The sequence below is a fragment of the Pedobacter sp. UC225_61 genome, assembly GCF_044452285.1.
Taxonomy (GTDB): domain Bacteria; phylum Bacteroidota; class Bacteroidia; order Sphingobacteriales; family Sphingobacteriaceae; genus Pedobacter.
In genome coordinates this window covers 3,622,183-3,640,848 of the sequence record NZ_JBIOAL010000001.1, presented here as the reverse complement: position 1 = coordinate 3,640,848, position 18,666 = coordinate 3,622,183, and the positions used below count along the sequence as shown (strand labels likewise).

General features: G+C 35.7%; 18 protein-coding genes. 7 read left to right on the top strand and 11 right to left on the bottom strand.

The genetic code is table 11. The features are described 5' to 3' along the window. The first annotated feature begins 231 nt into the window (after window positions 1-231). The gene (locus tag ACHMWN_RS16585; RefSeq protein WP_397303392.1) at window positions 232-423 is read left to right on the top strand and encodes a hypothetical protein; all 192 of its coding nucleotides are present in this window, start codon (window positions 232-234) and stop codon (window positions 421-423) included. Between the two features lie 12 nt (window positions 424-435). On the opposite strand, the gene ACHMWN_RS16580 is transcribed toward ACHMWN_RS16585, so the two are convergent. Together ACHMWN_RS16580 and ACHMWN_RS16575 are read right to left on the bottom strand one after the other, a co-directional pair. Beyond that, window positions 436-1,308: a 1-aminocyclopropane-1-carboxylate deaminase/D-cysteine desulfhydrase gene (locus ACHMWN_RS16580; RefSeq protein WP_397303390.1), complete on the bottom strand. Its 873-nt coding sequence runs from the start codon at window positions 1,306-1,308 to the stop codon at window positions 436-438. Between the two features lie 53 nt (window positions 1,309-1,361). Next, window positions 1,362-2,393, bottom strand: coding sequence for a DUF6588 family protein (locus tag ACHMWN_RS16575; RefSeq protein WP_397303387.1), 1,032 nt, complete (start codon window positions 2,391-2,393; stop codon window positions 1,362-1,364). A 191-nt stretch (window positions 2,394-2,584) separates the two neighbouring features. Here ACHMWN_RS16575 and ACHMWN_RS16570 point away from each other — a divergent pair, with 191 nt between their 5' ends. Further along, on the top strand, window positions 2,585-3,613 hold the full coding sequence (locus tag ACHMWN_RS16570) for an RluA family pseudouridine synthase (protein ID WP_397303386.1): 1,029 nt from the start codon (window positions 2,585-2,587) through the stop codon (window positions 3,611-3,613). A gap of 3 nt (window positions 3,614-3,616) precedes the next feature. After that, entirely contained in the window at window positions 3,617-4,456 is an 840-nt protein-coding gene (locus tag ACHMWN_RS16565; protein ID WP_397303384.1) for an aminotransferase class IV, read from the top strand. A 321-nt stretch (window positions 4,457-4,777) separates the two neighbouring features. On the opposite strand, the gene fmt is transcribed toward ACHMWN_RS16565, so the two are convergent. Further along, a complete protein-coding gene (fmt, locus tag ACHMWN_RS16560; RefSeq protein WP_397303381.1) occupies window positions 4,778-5,686 on the bottom strand; it encodes a methionyl-tRNA formyltransferase in 909 nt (302 codons plus the stop codon). Between the two features lie 71 nt (window positions 5,687-5,757). On the opposite strand from fmt, the gene ACHMWN_RS16555 reads away from it, so the two are divergent. After that, a complete protein-coding gene (locus ACHMWN_RS16555) occupies window positions 5,758-6,810 on the top strand; it encodes a DNA topoisomerase IB (RefSeq protein ID WP_397303379.1) in 1,053 nt (350 codons plus the stop codon). Here ACHMWN_RS16555 and ACHMWN_RS16550 read toward each other — a convergent pair whose 3' ends face one another. From ACHMWN_RS16550 to ACHMWN_RS16540, 3 genes are all read right to left on the bottom strand, one after another. Beyond that, a complete protein-coding gene (locus tag ACHMWN_RS16550; RefSeq protein ID WP_397303376.1) occupies window positions 6,811-7,737 on the bottom strand; it encodes a ketopantoate reductase family protein in 927 nt (308 codons plus the stop codon). 89 nt (window positions 7,738-7,826) lie between these two features. Beyond that, window positions 7,827-8,033, bottom strand: coding sequence for a hypothetical protein (locus ACHMWN_RS16545; protein ID WP_397303374.1), 207 nt, complete (start codon window positions 8,031-8,033; stop codon window positions 7,827-7,829). Between the two features lie 472 nt (window positions 8,034-8,505). Further along, window positions 8,506-9,780 carry an exo-beta-N-acetylmuramidase NamZ domain-containing protein gene (locus ACHMWN_RS16540; RefSeq protein ID WP_397303371.1) on the bottom strand — a complete coding sequence of 425 codons (1,275 nt, stop codon included), beginning with the start codon at window positions 9,778-9,780 and terminating at the stop codon, window positions 8,506-8,508. A gap of 78 nt (window positions 9,781-9,858) precedes the next feature. Here ACHMWN_RS16540 and ACHMWN_RS16535 point away from each other — a divergent pair, with 78 nt between their 5' ends. Further along, window positions 9,859-11,073 (top strand): ABC transporter permease, encoded by a 1,215-nt coding sequence (locus ACHMWN_RS16535; protein WP_397303369.1) that lies wholly within the window; start codon window positions 9,859-9,861, stop codon window positions 11,071-11,073. Between the two features lie 757 nt (window positions 11,074-11,830). On the opposite strand, the gene ACHMWN_RS16530 is transcribed toward ACHMWN_RS16535, so the two are convergent. From ACHMWN_RS16530 to ACHMWN_RS16510, 5 genes are all read right to left on the bottom strand, one after another. After that, complete coding sequence (locus tag ACHMWN_RS16530) at window positions 11,831-12,400, bottom strand: dihydrofolate reductase family protein (protein WP_397303366.1); 570 nt, start codon at window positions 12,398-12,400, stop codon at window positions 11,831-11,833. Between the two features lie 250 nt (window positions 12,401-12,650). Continuing rightward, window positions 12,651-13,655: a DUF2971 domain-containing protein gene (locus tag ACHMWN_RS16525; protein ID WP_397303363.1), complete on the bottom strand. Its 1,005-nt coding sequence runs from the start codon at window positions 13,653-13,655 to the stop codon at window positions 12,651-12,653. A gap of 153 nt (window positions 13,656-13,808) precedes the next feature. Beyond that, entirely contained in the window at window positions 13,809-14,816 is a 1,008-nt protein-coding gene (locus ACHMWN_RS16520; RefSeq protein ID WP_397303360.1) for a DUF4062 domain-containing protein, read from the bottom strand. A 334-nt stretch (window positions 14,817-15,150) separates the two neighbouring features. Beyond that, window positions 15,151-15,609, bottom strand: coding sequence for a hypothetical protein (locus ACHMWN_RS16515; protein ID WP_397303357.1), 459 nt, complete (start codon window positions 15,607-15,609; stop codon window positions 15,151-15,153). A 129-nt stretch (window positions 15,610-15,738) separates the two neighbouring features. Continuing rightward, complete coding sequence (locus ACHMWN_RS16510; RefSeq protein ID WP_397303355.1) at window positions 15,739-15,957, bottom strand: hypothetical protein; 219 nt, start codon at window positions 15,955-15,957, stop codon at window positions 15,739-15,741. 596 nt (window positions 15,958-16,553) lie between these two features. Between ACHMWN_RS16510 and ACHMWN_RS16505 the strand changes: the two genes are divergently transcribed. Next, the gene (locus tag ACHMWN_RS16505; protein ID WP_397303353.1) at window positions 16,554-16,976 is read left to right on the top strand and encodes a hypothetical protein; all 423 of its coding nucleotides are present in this window, start codon (window positions 16,554-16,556) and stop codon (window positions 16,974-16,976) included. A 951-nt stretch (window positions 16,977-17,927) separates the two neighbouring features. After that, window positions 17,928-18,338 (top strand): endonuclease domain-containing protein, encoded by a 411-nt coding sequence (locus ACHMWN_RS16500; protein ID WP_397303352.1) that lies wholly within the window; start codon window positions 17,928-17,930, stop codon window positions 18,336-18,338. The last annotated feature ends 328 nt before the right edge of the window (window positions 18,339-18,666 follow it).

The window sequence follows — 18,666 nt, the reverse complement described above, 5'->3', positions numbered from 1 at the left end:
GCCAAATTATCAAATTTAAGCACTATTTGAACTTAAAAGGCAAAAACTAGGTTTAAATGATTTAAAGTTAGTTTTTGTTAAAAAAATGTTTTGCTTTTATAAATTGTGGAAAAATACTAAGAGACAATTACATCTAATTTCTTCCTAATAGGTCCAAAAATTGGAGAATATTATTTAAAATTTTCCTTAATAAATAATGCCTACCTTACCCTACATTTAAAGAGAAGAGTTATGAGATATGGAGTGGTAATTAGTTTTAATTCTAGTAAAGGAATTGGCAATATAAAAGATAGCAGTACAAATATAGAATATGGGTTTACTAAAACCGATTGCCCACATGAAGTTGAAATTTTAGATGAGGTAGCTTTCGAAGTAATAACGGAAAATCATAAAATGAGAGCAATTAACGTTAAGCCTTCTTAACAATTCTTATCTCTAAACCTGAAATAGTTTTTCTTTCATTCCTAAAATACCTAGCAGACCTCCAGTGTGTAGGGCTACTATTTTTGCGTCTTTTTTGAAATAGTTTTTACCAGCTAAATCATAAATAGCATAAAATAGTTTACTTGTGTAAACAGGATCTATCAGCATTCCTGTTTCAGCACTAAAAGTTTTTATGAACTGTAATAATTCTGTAGTTGTTTTAGCGTAACCACCAAAGTGATAGTCAGTATGTAAGTATAATTTGCTTACATCATTTTCATAATGACTAATTTCTTTGGCTATAAAATCTCCACCTTTTAATACAGGAATTACATGGAGTTGAGCTGTTAGGTTTTCTTGGTTAATACCTCTTAATAATCCAGCGGCTGTAGTTCCAGTACCAGCGGCACAAAATATATAATCGAAAGGTTTTGTAAGTTCTGTTATAATTTCAGCACAACCTTTTACAGCTTCCTCGCTTGTGCCACCTTCATCTATAAAATAAGCATCATTATCATCACCAAAATGAGAAGTAAAAAGATGTTGTTTACTCTTATAACTTTCACGATCGGTAAAAATGAGTTGCATTCCAAATAAGTGGCAAAGTAATAATAGTTCATTTTCAACTTGCTCCCCACGCACAAATGCAGTTGCTTTTAAATTGGCCCTTGCTGCAGCTGCTGCAGTAGCCACTAAATGATTAGAGTAAGCGCCGCCAAATGTAACTAGATGCTTCTTGCCTTTTAATGCTACATCTTGTAAAATGTACTTGAGCTTACGCCATTTATTTCCCGAAATATACGGATCAATTAAATCGTCTCGTTTTACGTAAACTGAGGTTAATGATTGAAAATGGAGCTGTTGTACTGGACTGTAAATTTGCATTAAATAAAAAAAGCTTCCCCAAAGAGAAGCTTTTATGTTGATGATTTAAAATTTTATTTACCAAAACCGAAGCCAATACCACCATTTACATAGCTATATTGTGCTTGAGTATAAGAAGCATATATTTTAAAGAATGATAACTTTAACTGAAAGCCAAGTGACGCTTTTAAGCCACTAATATCATTGTTCTTAATTGCTACTGGATCAGTATAGGTTTGCGTTCCATTAGGATTTGCAATCGTTGGTGCATCAAAATCATAGGTGCCTAATGCACTTAAATTAGATTTAGAAGTATTGAAACCTACACTAGCAAAAGGCGTGAAGAACAATAGGCTTTTAGATATAATTGCATCAGCACTAAAGCCGTTTATTTTAATGTCTACCTTTTGGTTAGCATATTTACCATTATTAATATCTAATGGTAAGTTATAATTTAATCTAGTTAATCCTAAAGCAACTGCTAAATCAAAAGGCAATAACTTATCTTTTTTACCCATAAGTAATGGTAACACTTCTACTTTAGCACCGATACCGAACATATTGATTGTTCCAGCATCTTCACCTAGTTTAACATTAGGAACTAAACGTAACGATACGTCAATATTTTTTGGTAAGCCTACAGTTAGTTGTACTTGTGGAGAAGGAACGAAATGAATTCCTGTTCCTTGTGGTAATCTAAATGTTTTAGTAGGGTCAGCATTAAATTTCATTAAAGCACCTTCATTGTCATCACCAAAAGCAGTTGGGCCAATTCCATTTGAGCCTGTAGCAGGACTAACGTTTTGTAAGCCTAAGCCATTAGTGTTGTAAGTTTGGTCTGATTTAGGCACAAATGCTAACGTACCTGTAATTCGTAAATCGAATCGTAAAAAACCTTTAGTTTTAGCAGATGTATTCCATCCAGAATTTAAGCCAACACCCAAGCCTTTAAAAAGAGGATTGATGTATGCATCTATTAGTTTTGTAGCATCTGCAGGACTAGCTTTAAATAAGTCTCCTACATCTTCTTGAGCCATTAAATTTAAGGGCAATAAAAAAGCGCCTATAATCAATAAAGATTTAAGCGCCGTTAATTTTTTTTTCATTTTGTTTATCTGTTTGATTTTCAATCACGAAAGTAAATCTTTCTCATCAGATAAGGAAAAAAATTAAGTACTATTCTAACATTTTCAGTAAAAGCTTTCATAGGCAAATAGTTTATTACATTCTGCTTAACAAAAAACAAGCCAATCTATTTTTTTTACAATTATCAAATTGTTAATCCTATTTTTGCAGCATGGAAAACAATATTATAGAGCAAGAGGAAGAACAAGATTTATTTGAGCATTTTAATATTGTTGTCGATAAAGGACAGTCTTTGCTAAGAATTGACAAGTTTTTGATGCACCGTCTAGAAAATGCGTCAAGAAATAGAATTCAGAATGCAATTGATGCAGGTAATGTACTCGTTAATAAGAAAACTGTTAAATCCAGTTATAAAGTAAAACCATTAGATGAAATTTCTATTGTGTTTGCACACCCACCACGCGATACAGAAGTTTATCCAGAAAACATCCCAATAGATATTGTTTATGAAGATGCCGATTTATTGGTCGTAAATAAACCTGCAGGTATGGTGGTCCATCCAGGTTTTAACAACTACACAGGGACATTGGTTAATGCCTTAGCGTATCATTTTGAACAATTACCAACATTGCCAGGAAATGATGGTCGGCCAGGTTTAGTACACCGTATAGATAAAGATACATCTGGTTTGCTGCTAATTAGCAAGAACGAAATTACCATGACCAAATTGGCTAAGCAATTTTTTGATCACAGCATTACCCGTAAATACATTGCATTAGCTTGGGGCGATATAGAAAAAGAGGGCAGAATAGAAGGTTACATTGGTCGTAGTTTAAAAAACCGCATAGTAATGGATGTGTACGATGATGAAGAAAAAGGCAAATGGTCGGTGACTAATTATTCGGTTTTAGAGCGCTTAGGCTATGTTACTTTAGTAAGTTGCCAGTTAGAAACAGGTCGTACGCATCAAATTAGAGCCCATATGAAACACATTGGACATCCATTGTTTAGTGATGCAAATTATGGTGGTGATAAGATTTTAAAGGGGACTACGTTTACTAAATACAAACAATTTGTAAACAATTGTTTTGAAATTATGCCTCGCCAAGCTTTACATGCACAAACCTTGGGTTTTATTCATCCAACTACAAAAAAATACATGGAGTTTGAAGCGCCTTTGCCTGCAGATTTTAAAGCTGTTTTACTTAAATGGCGAAATTACTCACTACAACCACAATAATGTATGTCGCATTATATTTTATTTAACGATGAATTTGTTGCTGCAGATCATGCAATTATAAAGTCTAGTAATCGTGGGTTTAAATTTGGTGATGGTCTATTCGAATCTATGCGGATGTGTAATGGTAAATTACAATTTGCCGAGCAACACGCAGATCGGTTACGGGCCGGCATGAAAGCGTTGAAGATGGAGGGATACGCTTTATTAGATGAATATTTTCTACGACAAAAAACGGCAGAGCTTCTTAAAAAAAACAAATTTAATGGCAACGTTCGTTTTCGGCTCACTATTTATAGAGATGGAGAAGGATTGTATACACCCTCAATTAATAAAGCGGGCTATGTACTAGAAGCCATTCCATTAGAGCAAGCACAGTATGAATTAAACAAAAAGGGTTTAATTATAGATGTGTACGATGAAATCACTAAATCAATTAACAAACTATCTAATTATAAAACCAGTAATGCACTGTTGTATGTAATGGCTGGTTTATTTCAAAAGCAACACCGTTTAGATGAAGCTTTGATTTTAAATCAAAATGGTTTTTTGTGTGAAAGCACAAGCTCTAATGTATTTGTAGTTTACCAAAAACAAATTTATACACCCGCACTATCAGAAGGGTGTGTGGCAGGAGTAATGCGAAGTGTAGTTTTACAATTGGCCAAAACTCATGGTTTACCACTTATTGAAGCTCAAATTAATCCAGAAATTTTAAACGAAGCTGAAGAGGTTTTTGTAACGAATGCAAGTGGCGGAATTAGATGGGTGATGGGGTATGGCAAAAAGCGTTATTTTAATGAAGTTGCGAAAGCGCTTAGTGCAAAGTTAAATGCATTGATATAAGTCGGTCGCGTCATCTCGACCGTAGCGGAGAGACCTTTCTACTTTAGTTTCTAGCTCACCGCCGGTAAGGCTCTTTCTTTTCTCTTGATAAAAAGATTAAAGTTTGGTAAAGGTTGTAAAGCGGACGTCTTTGCGAGGCTTGTTCTTCTCAAGCCGTGGCAATCTCCTTTATGCTATAAATAATAAATGGGAGATTACTTCGTGCCTCGCAATGACGAACATGATGCTACTACCCTTAATGTCTTTGTGAAGGAGGTTCAAATCTACACCTTTAATTTCCATCATGAATTCCCTCTCCTTTTCAGAGAGGTTTAGGTGAAGTTACAACCGCATTCCTCTTAAAAACTCATCAATCAACATTCGCTTTTTACCCTCGTATTGCACATCCGTTAGAGAGATAAAACCATCTTTCGTCGCAAATTTTAAATACGTTTTTCCATCTGTTAAAAAAGCACCTGTAGAAATGCCAGGTTCTTTATCTTCTAGGATTGCTTTAAAAATCTTTACTATTTTATCATTTAAAGTGGTAAAAGCGGTAGGGTAAGGGCTTAATCCACGAATGTGATTGTACACAGTTTGATTGGATTGGTTCCAATCTACTTTGCAAAAATCTTTAAATATTTTGGGTGCAGCTTTTAAGTCATCGCTTTGCGGCTGTGGTACTTCGTTATAGTCATCAGCCTCAATAGCTTTAACTGTTTTAACCAGTAAGTTTGCGCCAACCACCATTAACTTATCGTGTAAACTTCCAGCAGTTTCATCGTCTGTAATTTCTACTGCATCAGAAAAAATAATATCGCCAGTATCAATTTCTTGTTTTAAAAAGAAAGTCGTTACCCCGCTTTCTTTCTCACCATTTATAATAACATGATTAATTGGTGCCGCTCCACGGTATTGTGGTAATAAAGATCCGTGTAAGTTGATGGTGCCTTTTGGCGGCATATTCCAAACAACTTCTGGCAACATTCTAAACGCAACCACAACAAACAAATCGGCATTTAACGATTTTAACTCCTCAATAAACAAAGGGTCTTTTAATTTTAAAGGTTGTAAAACTCTTAAGTCGTTTGCTAGGGCATACTTTTTTACAGCGCTCTCGTTTAATTTTTGTCCACGACCCGCAGGTTTATCCGCAGCGGTAACTACACCAACAATAGTGAAACCGGCTTGTTGTAAAGCACTTAAAGAAGCAACGGCAAAATCGGGCGTACCCATAAAAACTATTCTCATTTTATTTTGTTCAATGGTTGTTTTAATACTACAAAATAACTAAAAATTTCACTCATATTTTTTACTACGCTATGGTTCCAACTTCCGAAATTATTGATTCTAGCAGCTTAGTCTATGTTCATCCGGCGCAACCAGGTATTTATAGGAAAGGAAAACCTGGACAGTTTTATTATGTAGATAAAAATGGTGAGCGAATAAAAAATGAAGCTGATTTAGAACGAATAAAGAAATTGGTACTTCCTCCCGCATGGACAGAGGTTTGGATTTCGCCAAAAAAGAATGGGTATTTACAAGCCATAGGTATAGACGCTGCGGGCAGAAAGCAATACCGTTACCATAGCGACTGGACATCTAGAAGGTCTGACCATAAGTATTTTAGGTTGTTAGAATTTGGAAAAACCTTAACGGATGCACGTAAGAAAATTGCCAAAGATTTAAGAAGAAAAGATTTTGACGAGCGTAAAGTATTGGCCATTTGCTTGCAGGTAATGCAGAAAACCTTAATTAGGATTGGTAACGAAAGTTATAAAAAGGCGTATGGTAGTTATGGACTAAGTACTTTAAAGGATAATCATTTTAAAGAAAATGGTAGTAAATCGACGTTGAGCTTTGTGGGTAAAAAAGGTGTAAAGCAAGAGGTGCTATTGAATGATAAAACCTTAGCGCAATTGGTAAAAAAATGCAAAGATATTCCTGGGCAAGAGTTATTTCAGTTTTATACCAAAGGTAAAGCGCATAAGTCGGTAGATTCTGGAATGATAAACAATTACATTAGAGAAATTACCGGAAGCGATTTTACGGCTAAAGATTTTAGAACATGGGGTGGAACATTGGAAGCCTTACGACAATTGGCAAGTTGTACAGTTAACAAACCCGATTTACCTAAAAAGAAAGCTATTGTAGAAGTGTTAGATTGTGTAGCTAGTAAATTGGGCAACACCCGAGCGGTTTGCAAAAGTTCTTATGTGTATCCATTGCTATTAGAAACTTTTGAAAACGAAGGCTTGCAGAAATACTTAAAGAAAATTAATACAGTAAAGCCCGATAGCAAAACGGCAATGGAAAACGACGAGAAAGTATTATTGCAGTTTCTGAAACAAGCTAAAGCAGCAACTAAAAAATAATTACCGTTTTAATAGCGCTTGGTAGGCAACTTCAAAGTATGGTGTTGGTATACCTAATCTTTTTCCTTGTTTTACCACATAGCCAGTGATAGATTCTAACTCTGTCTTTTTGCTGTTAAATTGAAAATCTCTTTGCATAGATGACGTTGTAGCAAAAGGAAGAGATATGTAATGTTTCATTGCCTTACCAACTGTGTTTGGCTCAACCTCAATATTTTTTGCTGTAGCTATAGCAGCAGATTCACTAATGAAATCTTGAAGTGCAGTTCTGTTTTCTTTCAATAACTCGCCAATGGGTTTGTTATAAAATGATGTTGCTGTTGCTATACACGATAAGAAAATAAATTTTTCCCAAATGAGTTTGGAAATGTTGTTAGATAGAGTAGCCTCTACACCCGCAGCCTTTAATAGATCTTCTAATGCAGTTAACCTCTGGTCTGTGGCATTGTCCAAACCAAAATAAATTTCTTGCCTGTTGCCCATGTTTTCTACTATACCAGGTTCTTTTAGTGCAGAAACGATGTACGCACAACCTGCAGGTACCAACTGATTTGGAAATTGGTCTCTTATTTTCTCTACGGCTTCAACTCCGTTTAATAAAGGAAGTAATACGGTTTCTGCACCAATGCAAGGCATTAATTGGTTTAGCATTTCGGCTAAATCATAACTTTTAGTACATATAATGACATAATCGGCAATGCCAATCTCAGTTGCATTGTCAGTCGCTAAAAAAGGTTTTCCAATAAAGTCAATGTCTCCTTTGATAACGGTTAACCCGTGATTTTGAATTTCTTTTAAGTGTGCTCCTCTGGCAATAAAATGCACCTCAATATTCTCATTCCCCGCATAAGCCCTTGCTAGCAATCCGCCAAAATAACCTCCAACTCCTCCAATACCAGCAATTACAATCTTTGTTTTATGAGTCATTTCTAAAGGAGTTTTTGAATTATTTAATTTATCGGAAGGCGAGACACCATCCGATAGTTGTCGGATCGAGTTGGGAATAACATGTGTGTTTATTTTTTTATCGAATGAACAGGTTGTTCACTGTTCTCCTTTTGTTGAGCAGGATTTTTAGTCTTTGCTAGTGCAGGTTCTTTGGTATAAATTTTATCTTCTGTCTTTTTAACCACTTTATTGCCTTTATCTACTTTACCTTTAGGCTGCGGTTCTAAAAAGTTACTCGATACCTTTTCGCTTTTCTTTGTTTTCTCGTTGTTCATAGCTTTTGGAGTGTGAATGTGAATTGAAAGATAATAGATTAAATCTTATCAGTATCATAACAAACGCCAATCAAGCTTGTTTGGCTAAATAGAACTTAATCGGTTAATCGTTATTGCGAGGAACTGAGTATCTTACAACTATGGCGGTTAGGTAAAACGCTTTAAGATTACTTCGGTCGCAATTCTTTAGCTTCGTCCTTGCGAGGAACGAAGCAATCTTACAACTATAGGTGTGTTTTATGTCGCTTTAGGATTGCTTCGTGCCTCGCAATGACGGCAGGGTGCTTTAGGATTGCTTCGGTCTCATTTTTTAGCTTCGTCCTTGCGAGGAACGAAGCAATCTTACAACTATGGGTGTGTTTTATATCGCTTTAAGATTGCTTCGTGCCTCGCAATGACGGCAGGGTGCTTTAATGTTGCTTAGGTCGCAATTCTTTAGCTTCGTGCCTCGCAATGACGCGATTTTCAATTACTAAGGATACAACAAATACTTTTTACGCATTTGTTTATACTGACTTAATCCTGGTTCCCAACTTGCTCTAATCTCTTTTTCAGAAACACCGTCAATAATTTGTTGTCTAAAATTGCCAACACCAATTCTCGCTTCAATGGTACCTACTTCAGCACTTAATTTATTGTTAAAGAAATCTGCTTTACGTGGCGATGCTTTATACAATTCCATGATCCAGCTTAAGTTAATCTGTTTAGTTTTTCTAAAGTTTGAAACATCGTACTTTCTTAAATCTAATCCGTAACAAACCTCATTCATAAACAATGGCGTTTCGCTCATGCCTTTAATACTTTTTGGCGTAAAAGAGAACTCATATTTTCCTTTTAGGTACGGAGCGCCCACAATAGTAAATGGAGATAGTGTACCACGACCATGATTTAAATAGGTTCCTTCAAATAAACAAGTTGTTGGATACAATAATATAGATTGTTGTGTATTTAAATTTGGAGATGGTTTTACAGGCAACACATACGGCATATCGTGTGTGTAGTTTGCATTTTTAATCACCGTAATTTTACATTTCACTTTGTCTTTTAACCAACCTTCGCCGTTTAACATATGTGCATATTCGCCTAAGGTTAAGCCATGCACAATTGGAATAGGTTGTAAACCAATGCCCGATTTGTATTTAGGATCTAAAACAGGTCCATCAATGTAAAAACCATTCGGATTTGGACGATCTAAAATCATCACTTCTTTCCCATCACGAGCACAAGCTTCCATTACATGTTGCAAGGTATTCATATAGGTATAAAAGCGAACGCCTACATCCTGAATGTCAAAAATCATAATGTCTACATCTGCTAAATCTTCTTTAGTTGGTGTACTGTGTTTGCCATATAAGGAAATAGCTTTAATACCAGTTTTCGCATCAACCGCATCATCTACACTTACCCCTGCACTGGCATCACCTCTAAATCCATGTTCTGGACCAAATATTTTAACAATGTTTACTCCGCGTTTCAATATACTATCTACTACGGTTACGTTGCCAATAATAGATGTTGGATTAACCACCATACCCACTCTTTTACCTTTTAATAAAGGCAAATACTTTTCTGTTTGCTCAGCACCGGTCATAAATTTTTTCCCATCCTTAGGCTTATCAATATTTTCGGCCTTTACTTTGTAAGGGTTAGGCACATTAGAATTCAGCTTAACATTTACTCCTTGTCCGCAAGCGGCAAAGGCAAAAACAGTAAGTAACGACGTAAAAAGGACAGTAATTTTTTTCATTTCTAGATTTTTTAAAGAAGTATACGCTAAATCGAATTCGAATTAGCACTTTTGCTAAGTTACAATTTATTGCAAAATTTGAATATAGAATATTTCATAGCGAGGCGAATCGCCATAAAATCTGAACGTACGTTTAGTAAGTTAATTGTACGCATAGCAATAGCTGGTGTAATGCTGAGCTTGGCGGTGATGATTCTTTCTGTTGCCATTATTAAAGGATTTAAAACCGAAATACAAGATAAAGTAAGAGGCTTTATTGGCGATGTACAGATTTACCGCTTCGATTTAAACGGCTCTTTCGAGAAATCTCCTTTTGTACCGAATGATACCACGCTACAGTATTTAAAAAATAATCCCAACTTACAATCTTATTATCCTTTTGCTACCAAGCCTGCTATTATTTCAGCCAATGGCGAAGTAGAAGGGGTAAACTTTAAAGGAATTGATCGGACTTACGATTGGCGCTTTATTAAAAAGCACTTAATTAGTGGAAGGGTAATTAATTTTGCCGATAGCTCGGCAAATCAAATCTTAATATCCGAGTATACGGCAAATCGGTTAAAGCTTAAAACAGGAGATAGCTTTTTAATGCATTTTGTACAAAACCCTCCTAAAATAAGAAAGTTTAAAATTGTAGGTGTGTATAGTGTAGGGATCGAAAACATTGATAAAAACTTTGCCATTGGCGATATCAATATCATTAGAAGTGTAAATAAATGGCAGCCTAACCAAATGGGTGGGATAGAGGTACGGATTAAAGACTTTACTCAACTAAAACCTGTGGCCGATGATGTGTATGCCAATCTCGAACTTAAACTACGGTCGAGATCTGTAAAGGAAAGTACGCCAGAAATTTTTACTTGGCTTTCTTTGTTAGATGTAAATACCAAAGTGTTACTTTTTTTAATGATGATTGTTGGGGTCATTAATATGGTGACTGCCTTACTGATTATGATCTTAGAACGGACCACCATGATTGGCTTGTTGAAAGCCATGGGAATTTCTGATTTCAGTGTGATGAAGATCTTTTTGTACAATGCCATTTACTTGGTAGGCATTGGTTTAGTATTAGGGAATATATTAGGTTTAGGTTTAGCGTATTTTCAGCAGTATTCGCATGTGTTTAAACTAGAGCAAACTAATTATTACTTGTCGTACGTGCCTATAGAAATACATTTTATAGATGTGTTGTTGTTAAATGTTGCAACAATTGTGATTTGTGCTTTGGTGTTGTTAATTCCTTCACTATTAGTGAGTAGGATTAGTCCGTTGAAAGCGATACGGTTTAAATAATTGGTTCACTAGTTCAGTTGTCTATTAGTTCAGTTGTTCACTGGTCTTACAACTCGTCATGCTTAGCTTACTCCGGCTCATAACTAGCAGACCTACCCGTCTTTGCGAAGGAGGTTTCCGCCGACTGTGGCAATCTCATTTCTGTTTTGTGCCAACGCACTGGCTTGCCTCGGCTCCCCGCCGCCGATGGGGCTCTAAACTTTTCCTTGATGAAAAGTTTAACAAAAATCAAGTCAGGAACGATGCTTCCACGCTTTAGGCTTACGCATGGCCCGCCGTTCCTGTCTGCCTCACGCTCTTTGGGACAGTGGTAGTATGTATCCTCACCGTCTTTGCGAAGGAGGTTCTTCACCGACTGTGGCAATCTCATTGTTGTTTTTTTTTTGCCAACGCACTGTCTTGCCTCGGCTCGCCGCCGCCGATGGGGCTCCTGTTTTTCGGTAGTATATATTTTCTTTTGTCCTCAAGAATACTTCGCAGTATCTCCTTGATGAAAAAGTAACCATCCCGAGCTTGCGAGAGCATGAATACCGATAAAAACATAAAAGCTAATGAATAACATCAAGTCAGGAACGATGCTTCCACGCTCTAGGCTTGCGCATGGCCCGCCGTTCCTGTCTGCCCTACGCTCTTTGGGACAGTGGGTAATATGATAGAATGCTTCGCAAGATGGAAGGTTATTAGCCCAAACCCGTCATGCTCAGCTTGCCTGGGCATCGTAATGCGCTAATTCCTTTGCTGCCATGAGTAAACTTTCTTATCGTTTCTTTTCGTAGTGAAGGGCAATTACTCCACTTGTAAATGTTTTCGTTTCGATTAGGTTCAGTTTGGTGAGTGCTGTGATATTCTTAAATAGCGGAATTCCTTCTCCTATTAAAACCGGATTGACAAATAACCAAAACTCATCTATTAAATTATGTGCTAATAAGGAATGAGAAGCTGAAGGACTGCCAAAGATTAAAATGTTTTTTCCGTCTTGGTTTTTGATGCTATTGATGTTGTCTTCTAACTGATCGCTAATTACGGTGGTGTTTTCTAAACCTTCTCCACTGATGGTTCTGGATAACACCACTTTTGAAACATTTTTGTACCATACTGAATGTTCTTTGTCGTGTTTAGATGCATTTGGTTCATCACCAGCAGTTGGCCAATAACTTTGCATCATGTCATAGGTTACGCGTCCATACAATGCAGTGTCGGCTTTATCTGTTAGTTTAGCAACAAAGTCAAAGAGTTCTTCGTCTACATGGATCCAATTCATTTCTCCGTTAGGTCCTGCTGCAAAACCATCAAGGGAAGAGTGCATGAAAAAAATTAGGTTTCTCATTTTGTTATGGTATTGGTAAATATTTGTTGCTCGTAATATAAAAAGATACGGCGAATTTCACCAATTTTTCCTCTTAAGTTTTTGGGTTATTTATCTTATTATTTAAGTTTTTCTATTTTTAAGTTTTTGCTTGCAAGTTCCAGTTTTCATGCTACACTGTTAACTTTCTGCATAATTTCATCACAATTGCCCTTTGACAAATTTTTATTTGTTAGTCTTAAGCAAATTCCATGTTTAGAGCAATTTTATATTAATTCCATTTATAAGGGATTCCAGAGTCTATTATGCTTAAGAATTTCATTTTTGCATCAAAAAGTACTTTGTATATTTCATTCATTTTTTCTTTTGGATTTTCATTAGGAGCAGAAAAAATATATTCAAAATCCATATCTAATTTTTTAGTCCTTTTATAAATTTCATTATAGTTAAACTGAAAATGTTTTTTATCAACTAGTTCTTGTTTAATGACTAATCTTATTTCTTCTTCTTCTCTAAATCCACTATGTTTAAATTTGCAAGTCAAATCATCTAAATCATCTTTAAAATTTTTGATAAAAAATGAAGTAAAATCTTCATCGGATAAACTAAAATCATAATTTTCAAAAAAGCTCTCTGCAATTTTTTTTAAAATTAATACTTGGTTTTTAGTCTCATATTCAACTTCAATCAATTTAAAATTACTTTGATATTGACAGGCTTCTTCTAAAAGAATAGTATTAAAACCTATTGATACTCCATTTTGCCCAGCATATCTATTCCATTGACTTAGTAAATTTGCTCTTTTAGAAAAAGATATTGAATATATATTCTTACAGATTTGTTCATTGTAAATTTTCACAACTCTGCTTATGATTTCAATCTTTTCACTATTATTTTCTAGTAAATTATATAATTGATTTATAAAAAGATCTCTAGTGTATTTTATTTCACTATGGTCATTCATTAACCCTATTTTAGAAGCCCATAATTCTTTAGAAGAAATAATGCTTTTAAAATTTTCCATTGAAGTGTAATGAAATAAAACTAAACTACTAATATTATTTACAATTCCTACGGGTAAATAAGTTATATGATTATGAGATTTCGTCCATTGGTCTCTTAAGTTACCATCGAAATATTGAATACTAATTTCATTAAAAGGTAGAAAGTATTCTCTAATATTTATTTTATTATCAATTACAATAGATTTTGGTACAGGCCCGAAGAGATCTAATTGATTCAATTCTATTCTTGAAATTTCATTTGAATTATTCATTTTCTTGTCGAATCAAAAGTGATATTATATAATTATAGCAATTTTTTATTGAATTTTACTATTATTGACAACATCACATGCCATGTACATAGGCTAGTCTTGGAGGGAAGTAGAAAACCTCGTCTATTGTAAGATGTTTTGTTAGCTGCTTGACTAATTTGTATCTTCGGTAGGTTCGTCAAAACCTTCAATTTCTTTATGGTCTACTGGATTATTTTCATCTAAATAAACATTTCTAATTTTCTTATATTCTTCATGGGCCCTTCTACTGAATGAATTAATAAAACCCTTATCAAAGATTATTTTTTCTGCAAATTCTTCAAGAGTTTTTGTTATGGTGAAATATTCATATAATCTCAAGGTATTTATTTCTTTATTACCAGCTTTAATTATATAATCAATTAATGGTTCTCTTTTAAATCTAGAAGCTTTTCTAATCCTTAACTTTAACTCTTCTTGTTTTATTAATTTCGTACCATCTTTGGCTTTTGTCGAAACCAGTATTGCTTCATTATACACTTTTAAGGCTCCTGATATTTCTTTCAGTTCTTCTATTTGTTCTTGTAGATTCTTTATCTTTGTGTCAGTTGTTCGCCTGCTTAAAAAATCTGCAAATATACCTGCCCATTGCTCTTTAAGCCAAGTTGTAATATCATCAAAATTTTCAAAACCTTTAACGAAATTGTTAGTTCTTTGCGCTATTATTTCGTCAAGTAATCTAAAAATGTTTACACTGTCAACATGGGCAAACGATATTGTTTTATTAGTTCTATTTTTTTTGAAGGTGTCATATTCTCCGTACACTCCCTTTTCAACAAAAATAAAAATTGGAATTCCCTTTTCTCTAGCCTTCTCATATTCCTTTTTTGTTATTGAATTATAGAATGAAATTTCTTTCTCTTTCTGTTCTTTTTCCTGTTGAGTTGCATCATTTGTTGCTGAACTTCCATATCTACCGCCAATAATGAGAATTAATATATGACATGTATCAATTTCTGCATAGCATGATTCATCCAATGCTTGGTCATGATGGAAAGGAATGTCTCCACTTTCGAAAAGAACAGATTCATATCCCATTTGTTTAATAAATGCCTCTACGTGTCTCCTTACATGTTTGAGGTCAAAGTAAGTTGAACTTAAAAAAACTCTTGGTTTTGCCATGTCATTTATTATTTGTCATTTTTTTCTTTAAGCCTTGCAGCTAACCTCTAGCTTTGCGTAATTATTATTATCTAAAATTTTGTTTAAAGCATAATAGTCAAGCTTTAACCGTTGCGCTAATATCCGTGTATAAACGTTTATACACGGAAATAAATTCTAATCCTCTTACCCTAACTCTAAACTAAACTTTCTATTTTTCTTAACTATACGGGAAACCGTAACCTCCAAAAGTGAGGTCATCATATGAATAGAGAGTAGCGTTAATTATTAAAGATACCTGAAGCAATTCGTAAAACCAAATGCAATTAATACACTAGCCTATGCCTGTTAGTTTCTATTCAGTGCCGAATAATTTACCGTTAAATGTATGTGTACAACAACTACAATACGGTTCCATATCGCTTGCTTTCAAATTTGGGTTAGACAATTGTAGGATGTTATGATCATCAACATATAAACCAGAGAAATACGAAGTTTCACCAACTCTTACAAAGTCTTTCTTTTCGTCGCCATTTAGGGCAACGATCCAAAATATAGGATCAGTTTTATCTAGCCTAGCTTTAGCTTCACTAAAAACCTCATCCCAATTGGAACCTACTTTTGATAAGAGAAATCTATAAAGAGGCGTGTAATCTAAACCTCTTTCTTTTTTTCCAAACATTTTACCTTGAGTTTGTTCAAGTGTTTCCTTCCTGCTGTTTCTCGTATTTTTAAAATCTCCACCAAAATTATGATGAACATTATGCGCCGTGGTATTTACTTTTCTAAATAATTTAGCTTTCTCTTTATTCATTTTTAGATACTGGATTTTCCCTAATCTTAACACTAAACTAGCTTAGTTTGGGTTAGCGTTAAAAACTAAAATCTAATGTAAATTAAGCAATTGTAAAACCAAATGCATCAATAGGTTAGGGTGTACACTTCATTTATCCTCCTTCTTTGTTATCTTTTGACTTTCTCTATATTGCTCTAGTGTGATGCCAAAGAAAAGGCAAACATGATCTACGGTTACTTCTTTAGTACCTGTAATGCCATACGCAAGCTTAATTTCTTTTAGTTTACGGTAGCTAGTAGTTTCGCAACAATTCTTTAACAGCTTAATGTTTTTAGCGCAGACGAAAATTTCATTATGTACACTCATCCTATATTAATTTTAAATGTTAAACTTTAACTAATGGGATGATAGTTAAATATAGCGAAAAGTTGTAAGAGTGAAAATGTTTTAGGCGTACCTGCTAAAAAATAGCCAAAGTTTAACATAAATTAACTTTTGTATGGAAGACAATGAGCATTGTATGCGATACATTGGCTTACATTTAGCATACAAAGGCCATTGTATGTCGGCTTTGTTTCATTGTATGCTATACAATGGGCATTGTATGCTATACATTGGTCATTGTAACGCAGATGTTGGTCATTGTATGCCATACAATGACCAACATCTGCGTTACAAAATGTAAAATCATTAACCCCATTTAGCCAACCATTTGCCTTTTGAACTAGAAGAAATGTGCCTTTACTGTAGCATACGCAAAGAAATTAACTGTAAGCTAAAAGATAGGAGGGATAATGGATGAGGTGAAAAGCTTGGTGAAGCCACACCATAAAAACCACCATTTTTTGTTAAAATTTACCAAAACCACCAATTACTACTCATTTTTAGTCAAAACTTGCCATTACTAGTCACGACATTTTGCTACTGCATTAACAGCAGCGTCATCGAGAGATCGAGTAGCGGTGTCGTTAAAGAATGATGCCCGTGAAGCACTCTTAAGTAGCTTACGTTTGTTGGCGCAAGCCATTGAAGCTATGGCAGAGGGCAACCGTTCGAAGTTAATTAGCTCGGGCTTCGATTTGGCGAATGAAACCGAAAGTGCATCTAGTTTATCGGCTCCTCAAGAGTTTTCTTTACAAGATGGAATGAAACCAGGGGAGATTAAGTTTGTGATTAAAGCGGTAGAAAATGCAAAATCTTACATTTTTGAATATACAGAAGAGCCGTTAACCATAGAGAGCAGTTGGGTATCTAAAGGTTCATCTAAACGTGAATATACGTTTGATAATTTGCCAAGTGGTAAGCGCATTTACGGTCGTGTGGTAGCTATTGGTACACGTGGGCAAGAGGGAACCACCAATGTGTTAACGAGGATGGTGCAGTAATTTATGGCTATCCTATTCTTTTGGCGCTATACTTGTCCCCCGCTGGCGGGGGGTGGGGTGGTGTTTTGGATTGGCAATACAACCCCCTTCACTTCCCCCGCCAGCGGGGGATATTGGTAGTTTACCTGTATGGTTTGCTATTGTAGGATTGTTATAGCTGGTTTATATTTTAATTTAACATTATGCTTGTTTGGCGCTATACTTGTCCCCCGCAGGCGGGGGTTGGGGGTGGTGTTATGGTTTGGCAATGCCACCCCCTTCACTTCCCCCGCCAGCAGGGGATATTGGTAGTTTACCTGTATGTTTTGCTATTGTAGGATTGTTATAGCTGGTTTATATTTTAATTTAACATTATGCTTGTTTGGCGCTATACTTGTCCCCCGCAGGCGGGGGTTGGGGGTGGTGTTTTAGTTTGGCAATACCACCCCCTTCACTTCCCCCGCCAGCAGGGGATATTGGTAGTTTACCTGTATGTTTTTTATTAGAGAGCTGCTATAGTGGGTTTGTATTTGATGTAGCATCATGCTGCGCTATACTTGTCCCCTGCTGGCGGGGGCTGGGGGTGGTGTTTTGAATTGGTGTACTACTCTCTTTACTTCCCTCGCAGGCGGGGGATATTGGTAGTTCACTTGTATGGTTTGCTATTGTAGGATTGTTATAGCTGGTTTATATTTTAATTTAACATCATGCTGCGCTATACTTGTCCCCCGCAGGCGGGGGTTGGGGGGTGTTTTGAATTGGCGTACCACCCCCTTTGCTTCCCCCGCCAGCGGGGGGATATGGTTGTTCACTTGATAGTGATACTAATTACTTGCATATATAGTTTGCTATTTACAAGATTTCACTATTTCTTTTGCATCATACTTTTTGGTGCAATACATGTCCCCCGCTGGCGGGGGTTGGGGGGTGGTGGACACTATATCAGTTATAATCATTTTATTTTTTACACCTATGGATAATGCGAATTCAGATAATTTATGGCATTATAATAAAAGACTTAAAACCTTTGCCAATCAGAATAGAAAAAGCATGACTAAAGCAGAAGCGTGTATTTGGAAATTTATATTAGGTGGTAGAAAATTAAAAGGGTATCAATTCAGAAGACAACGTCCAATTTTAAATTATATCGCCGACTTCATGTGCAAGGAATTAATGCTAATTATAGAGGTGGATGGTATCACACATCAATGGGAACATGTGGCTGAAAAAGATACGATAAGAGAGAATGAATTAAAACAAATAGGATTTTCAGTAATCAGGTTTGATGATGATGAAGTTTTAAATGATATTGCAAATGTTGAAAGAACGTTGTTGTTTTTCATTGAAGAGTTTGAGGCTAGGGATACGAACCACCCCCTTTAATTCCCCCCGCCTGCGGGGGGACACTAAGTGCCTACTTGTATAACTTATTACTTGTAAACTTTGCTATTTTCTTTGCATTATGCTTGTTTGGCGTTATGCATGTCCCCCGCTGGCGGGGGCAAAGGGTGGTTTCTTGGTCTGGCTACCACCCCCTTTAATTCCCCGGTCTGCGGGGGGACACTAAGTGCCTACTTGTAATAATTTATTACTTGTAAACTTTGCTATTTCTTTGCATTATGCTTGTTTGGCGTTATGCATGTCCCCCGATGGCGGGGCAGGGGTGGTTTCTTGGTCTGGCTACCACCCCCTTTAATTCCCCCGCCTGCGG

Coding starts and splice junctions, on each gene's coding strand:
- fmt (WP_397303381.1), bottom strand. CDS start 5,686: ATGAGAATAGTTTTTATGGGTACGCCCGATTTTGCCGTTGCTTCTTTA.
- ACHMWN_RS16525 (WP_397303363.1), bottom strand. CDS start 13,655: ATGAATAATTCAAATGAAATTTCAAGAATAGAATTGAATCAATTAGAT.
- ACHMWN_RS16530 (WP_397303366.1), bottom strand. CDS start 12,400: ATGAGAAACCTAATTTTTTTCATGCACTCTTCCCTTGATGGTTTTGCA.
- ACHMWN_RS16520 (WP_397303360.1), bottom strand. CDS start 14,816: ATGGCAAAACCAAGAGTTTTTTTAAGTTCAACTTACTTTGACCTCAAA.
- ACHMWN_RS16575 (WP_397303387.1), bottom strand. CDS start 2,393: ATGAAAAAAAAATTAACGGCGCTTAAATCTTTATTGATTATAGGCGCT.
- ACHMWN_RS16580 (WP_397303390.1), bottom strand. CDS start 1,308: ATGCAAATTTACAGTCCAGTACAACAGCTCCATTTTCAATCATTAACC.
- ACHMWN_RS16500 (WP_397303352.1), top strand. CDS start 17,928: ATGGATAATGCGAATTCAGATAATTTATGGCATTATAATAAAAGACTT.
- ACHMWN_RS16515 (WP_397303357.1), bottom strand. CDS start 15,609: ATGAATAAAGAGAAAGCTAAATTATTTAGAAAAGTAAATACCACGGCG.
- ACHMWN_RS16540 (WP_397303371.1), bottom strand. CDS start 9,780: ATGAAAAAAATTACTGTCCTTTTTACGTCGTTACTTACTGTTTTTGCC.
- ACHMWN_RS16555 (WP_397303379.1), top strand. CDS start 5,758: ATGGTTCCAACTTCCGAAATTATTGATTCTAGCAGCTTAGTCTATGTT.
- ACHMWN_RS16570 (WP_397303386.1), top strand. CDS start 2,585: ATGGAAAACAATATTATAGAGCAAGAGGAAGAACAAGATTTATTTGAG.
- ACHMWN_RS16565 (WP_397303384.1), top strand. CDS start 3,617: ATGTCGCATTATATTTTATTTAACGATGAATTTGTTGCTGCAGATCAT.
- ACHMWN_RS16510 (WP_397303355.1), bottom strand. CDS start 15,957: ATGAGTGTACATAATGAAATTTTCGTCTGCGCTAAAAACATTAAGCTG.
- ACHMWN_RS16585 (WP_397303392.1), top strand. CDS start 232: ATGAGATATGGAGTGGTAATTAGTTTTAATTCTAGTAAAGGAATTGGC.
- ACHMWN_RS16545 (WP_397303374.1), bottom strand. CDS start 8,033: ATGAACAACGAGAAAACAAAGAAAAGCGAAAAGGTATCGAGTAACTTT.
- ACHMWN_RS16550 (WP_397303376.1), bottom strand. CDS start 7,737: ATGACTCATAAAACAAAGATTGTAATTGCTGGTATTGGAGGAGTTGGA.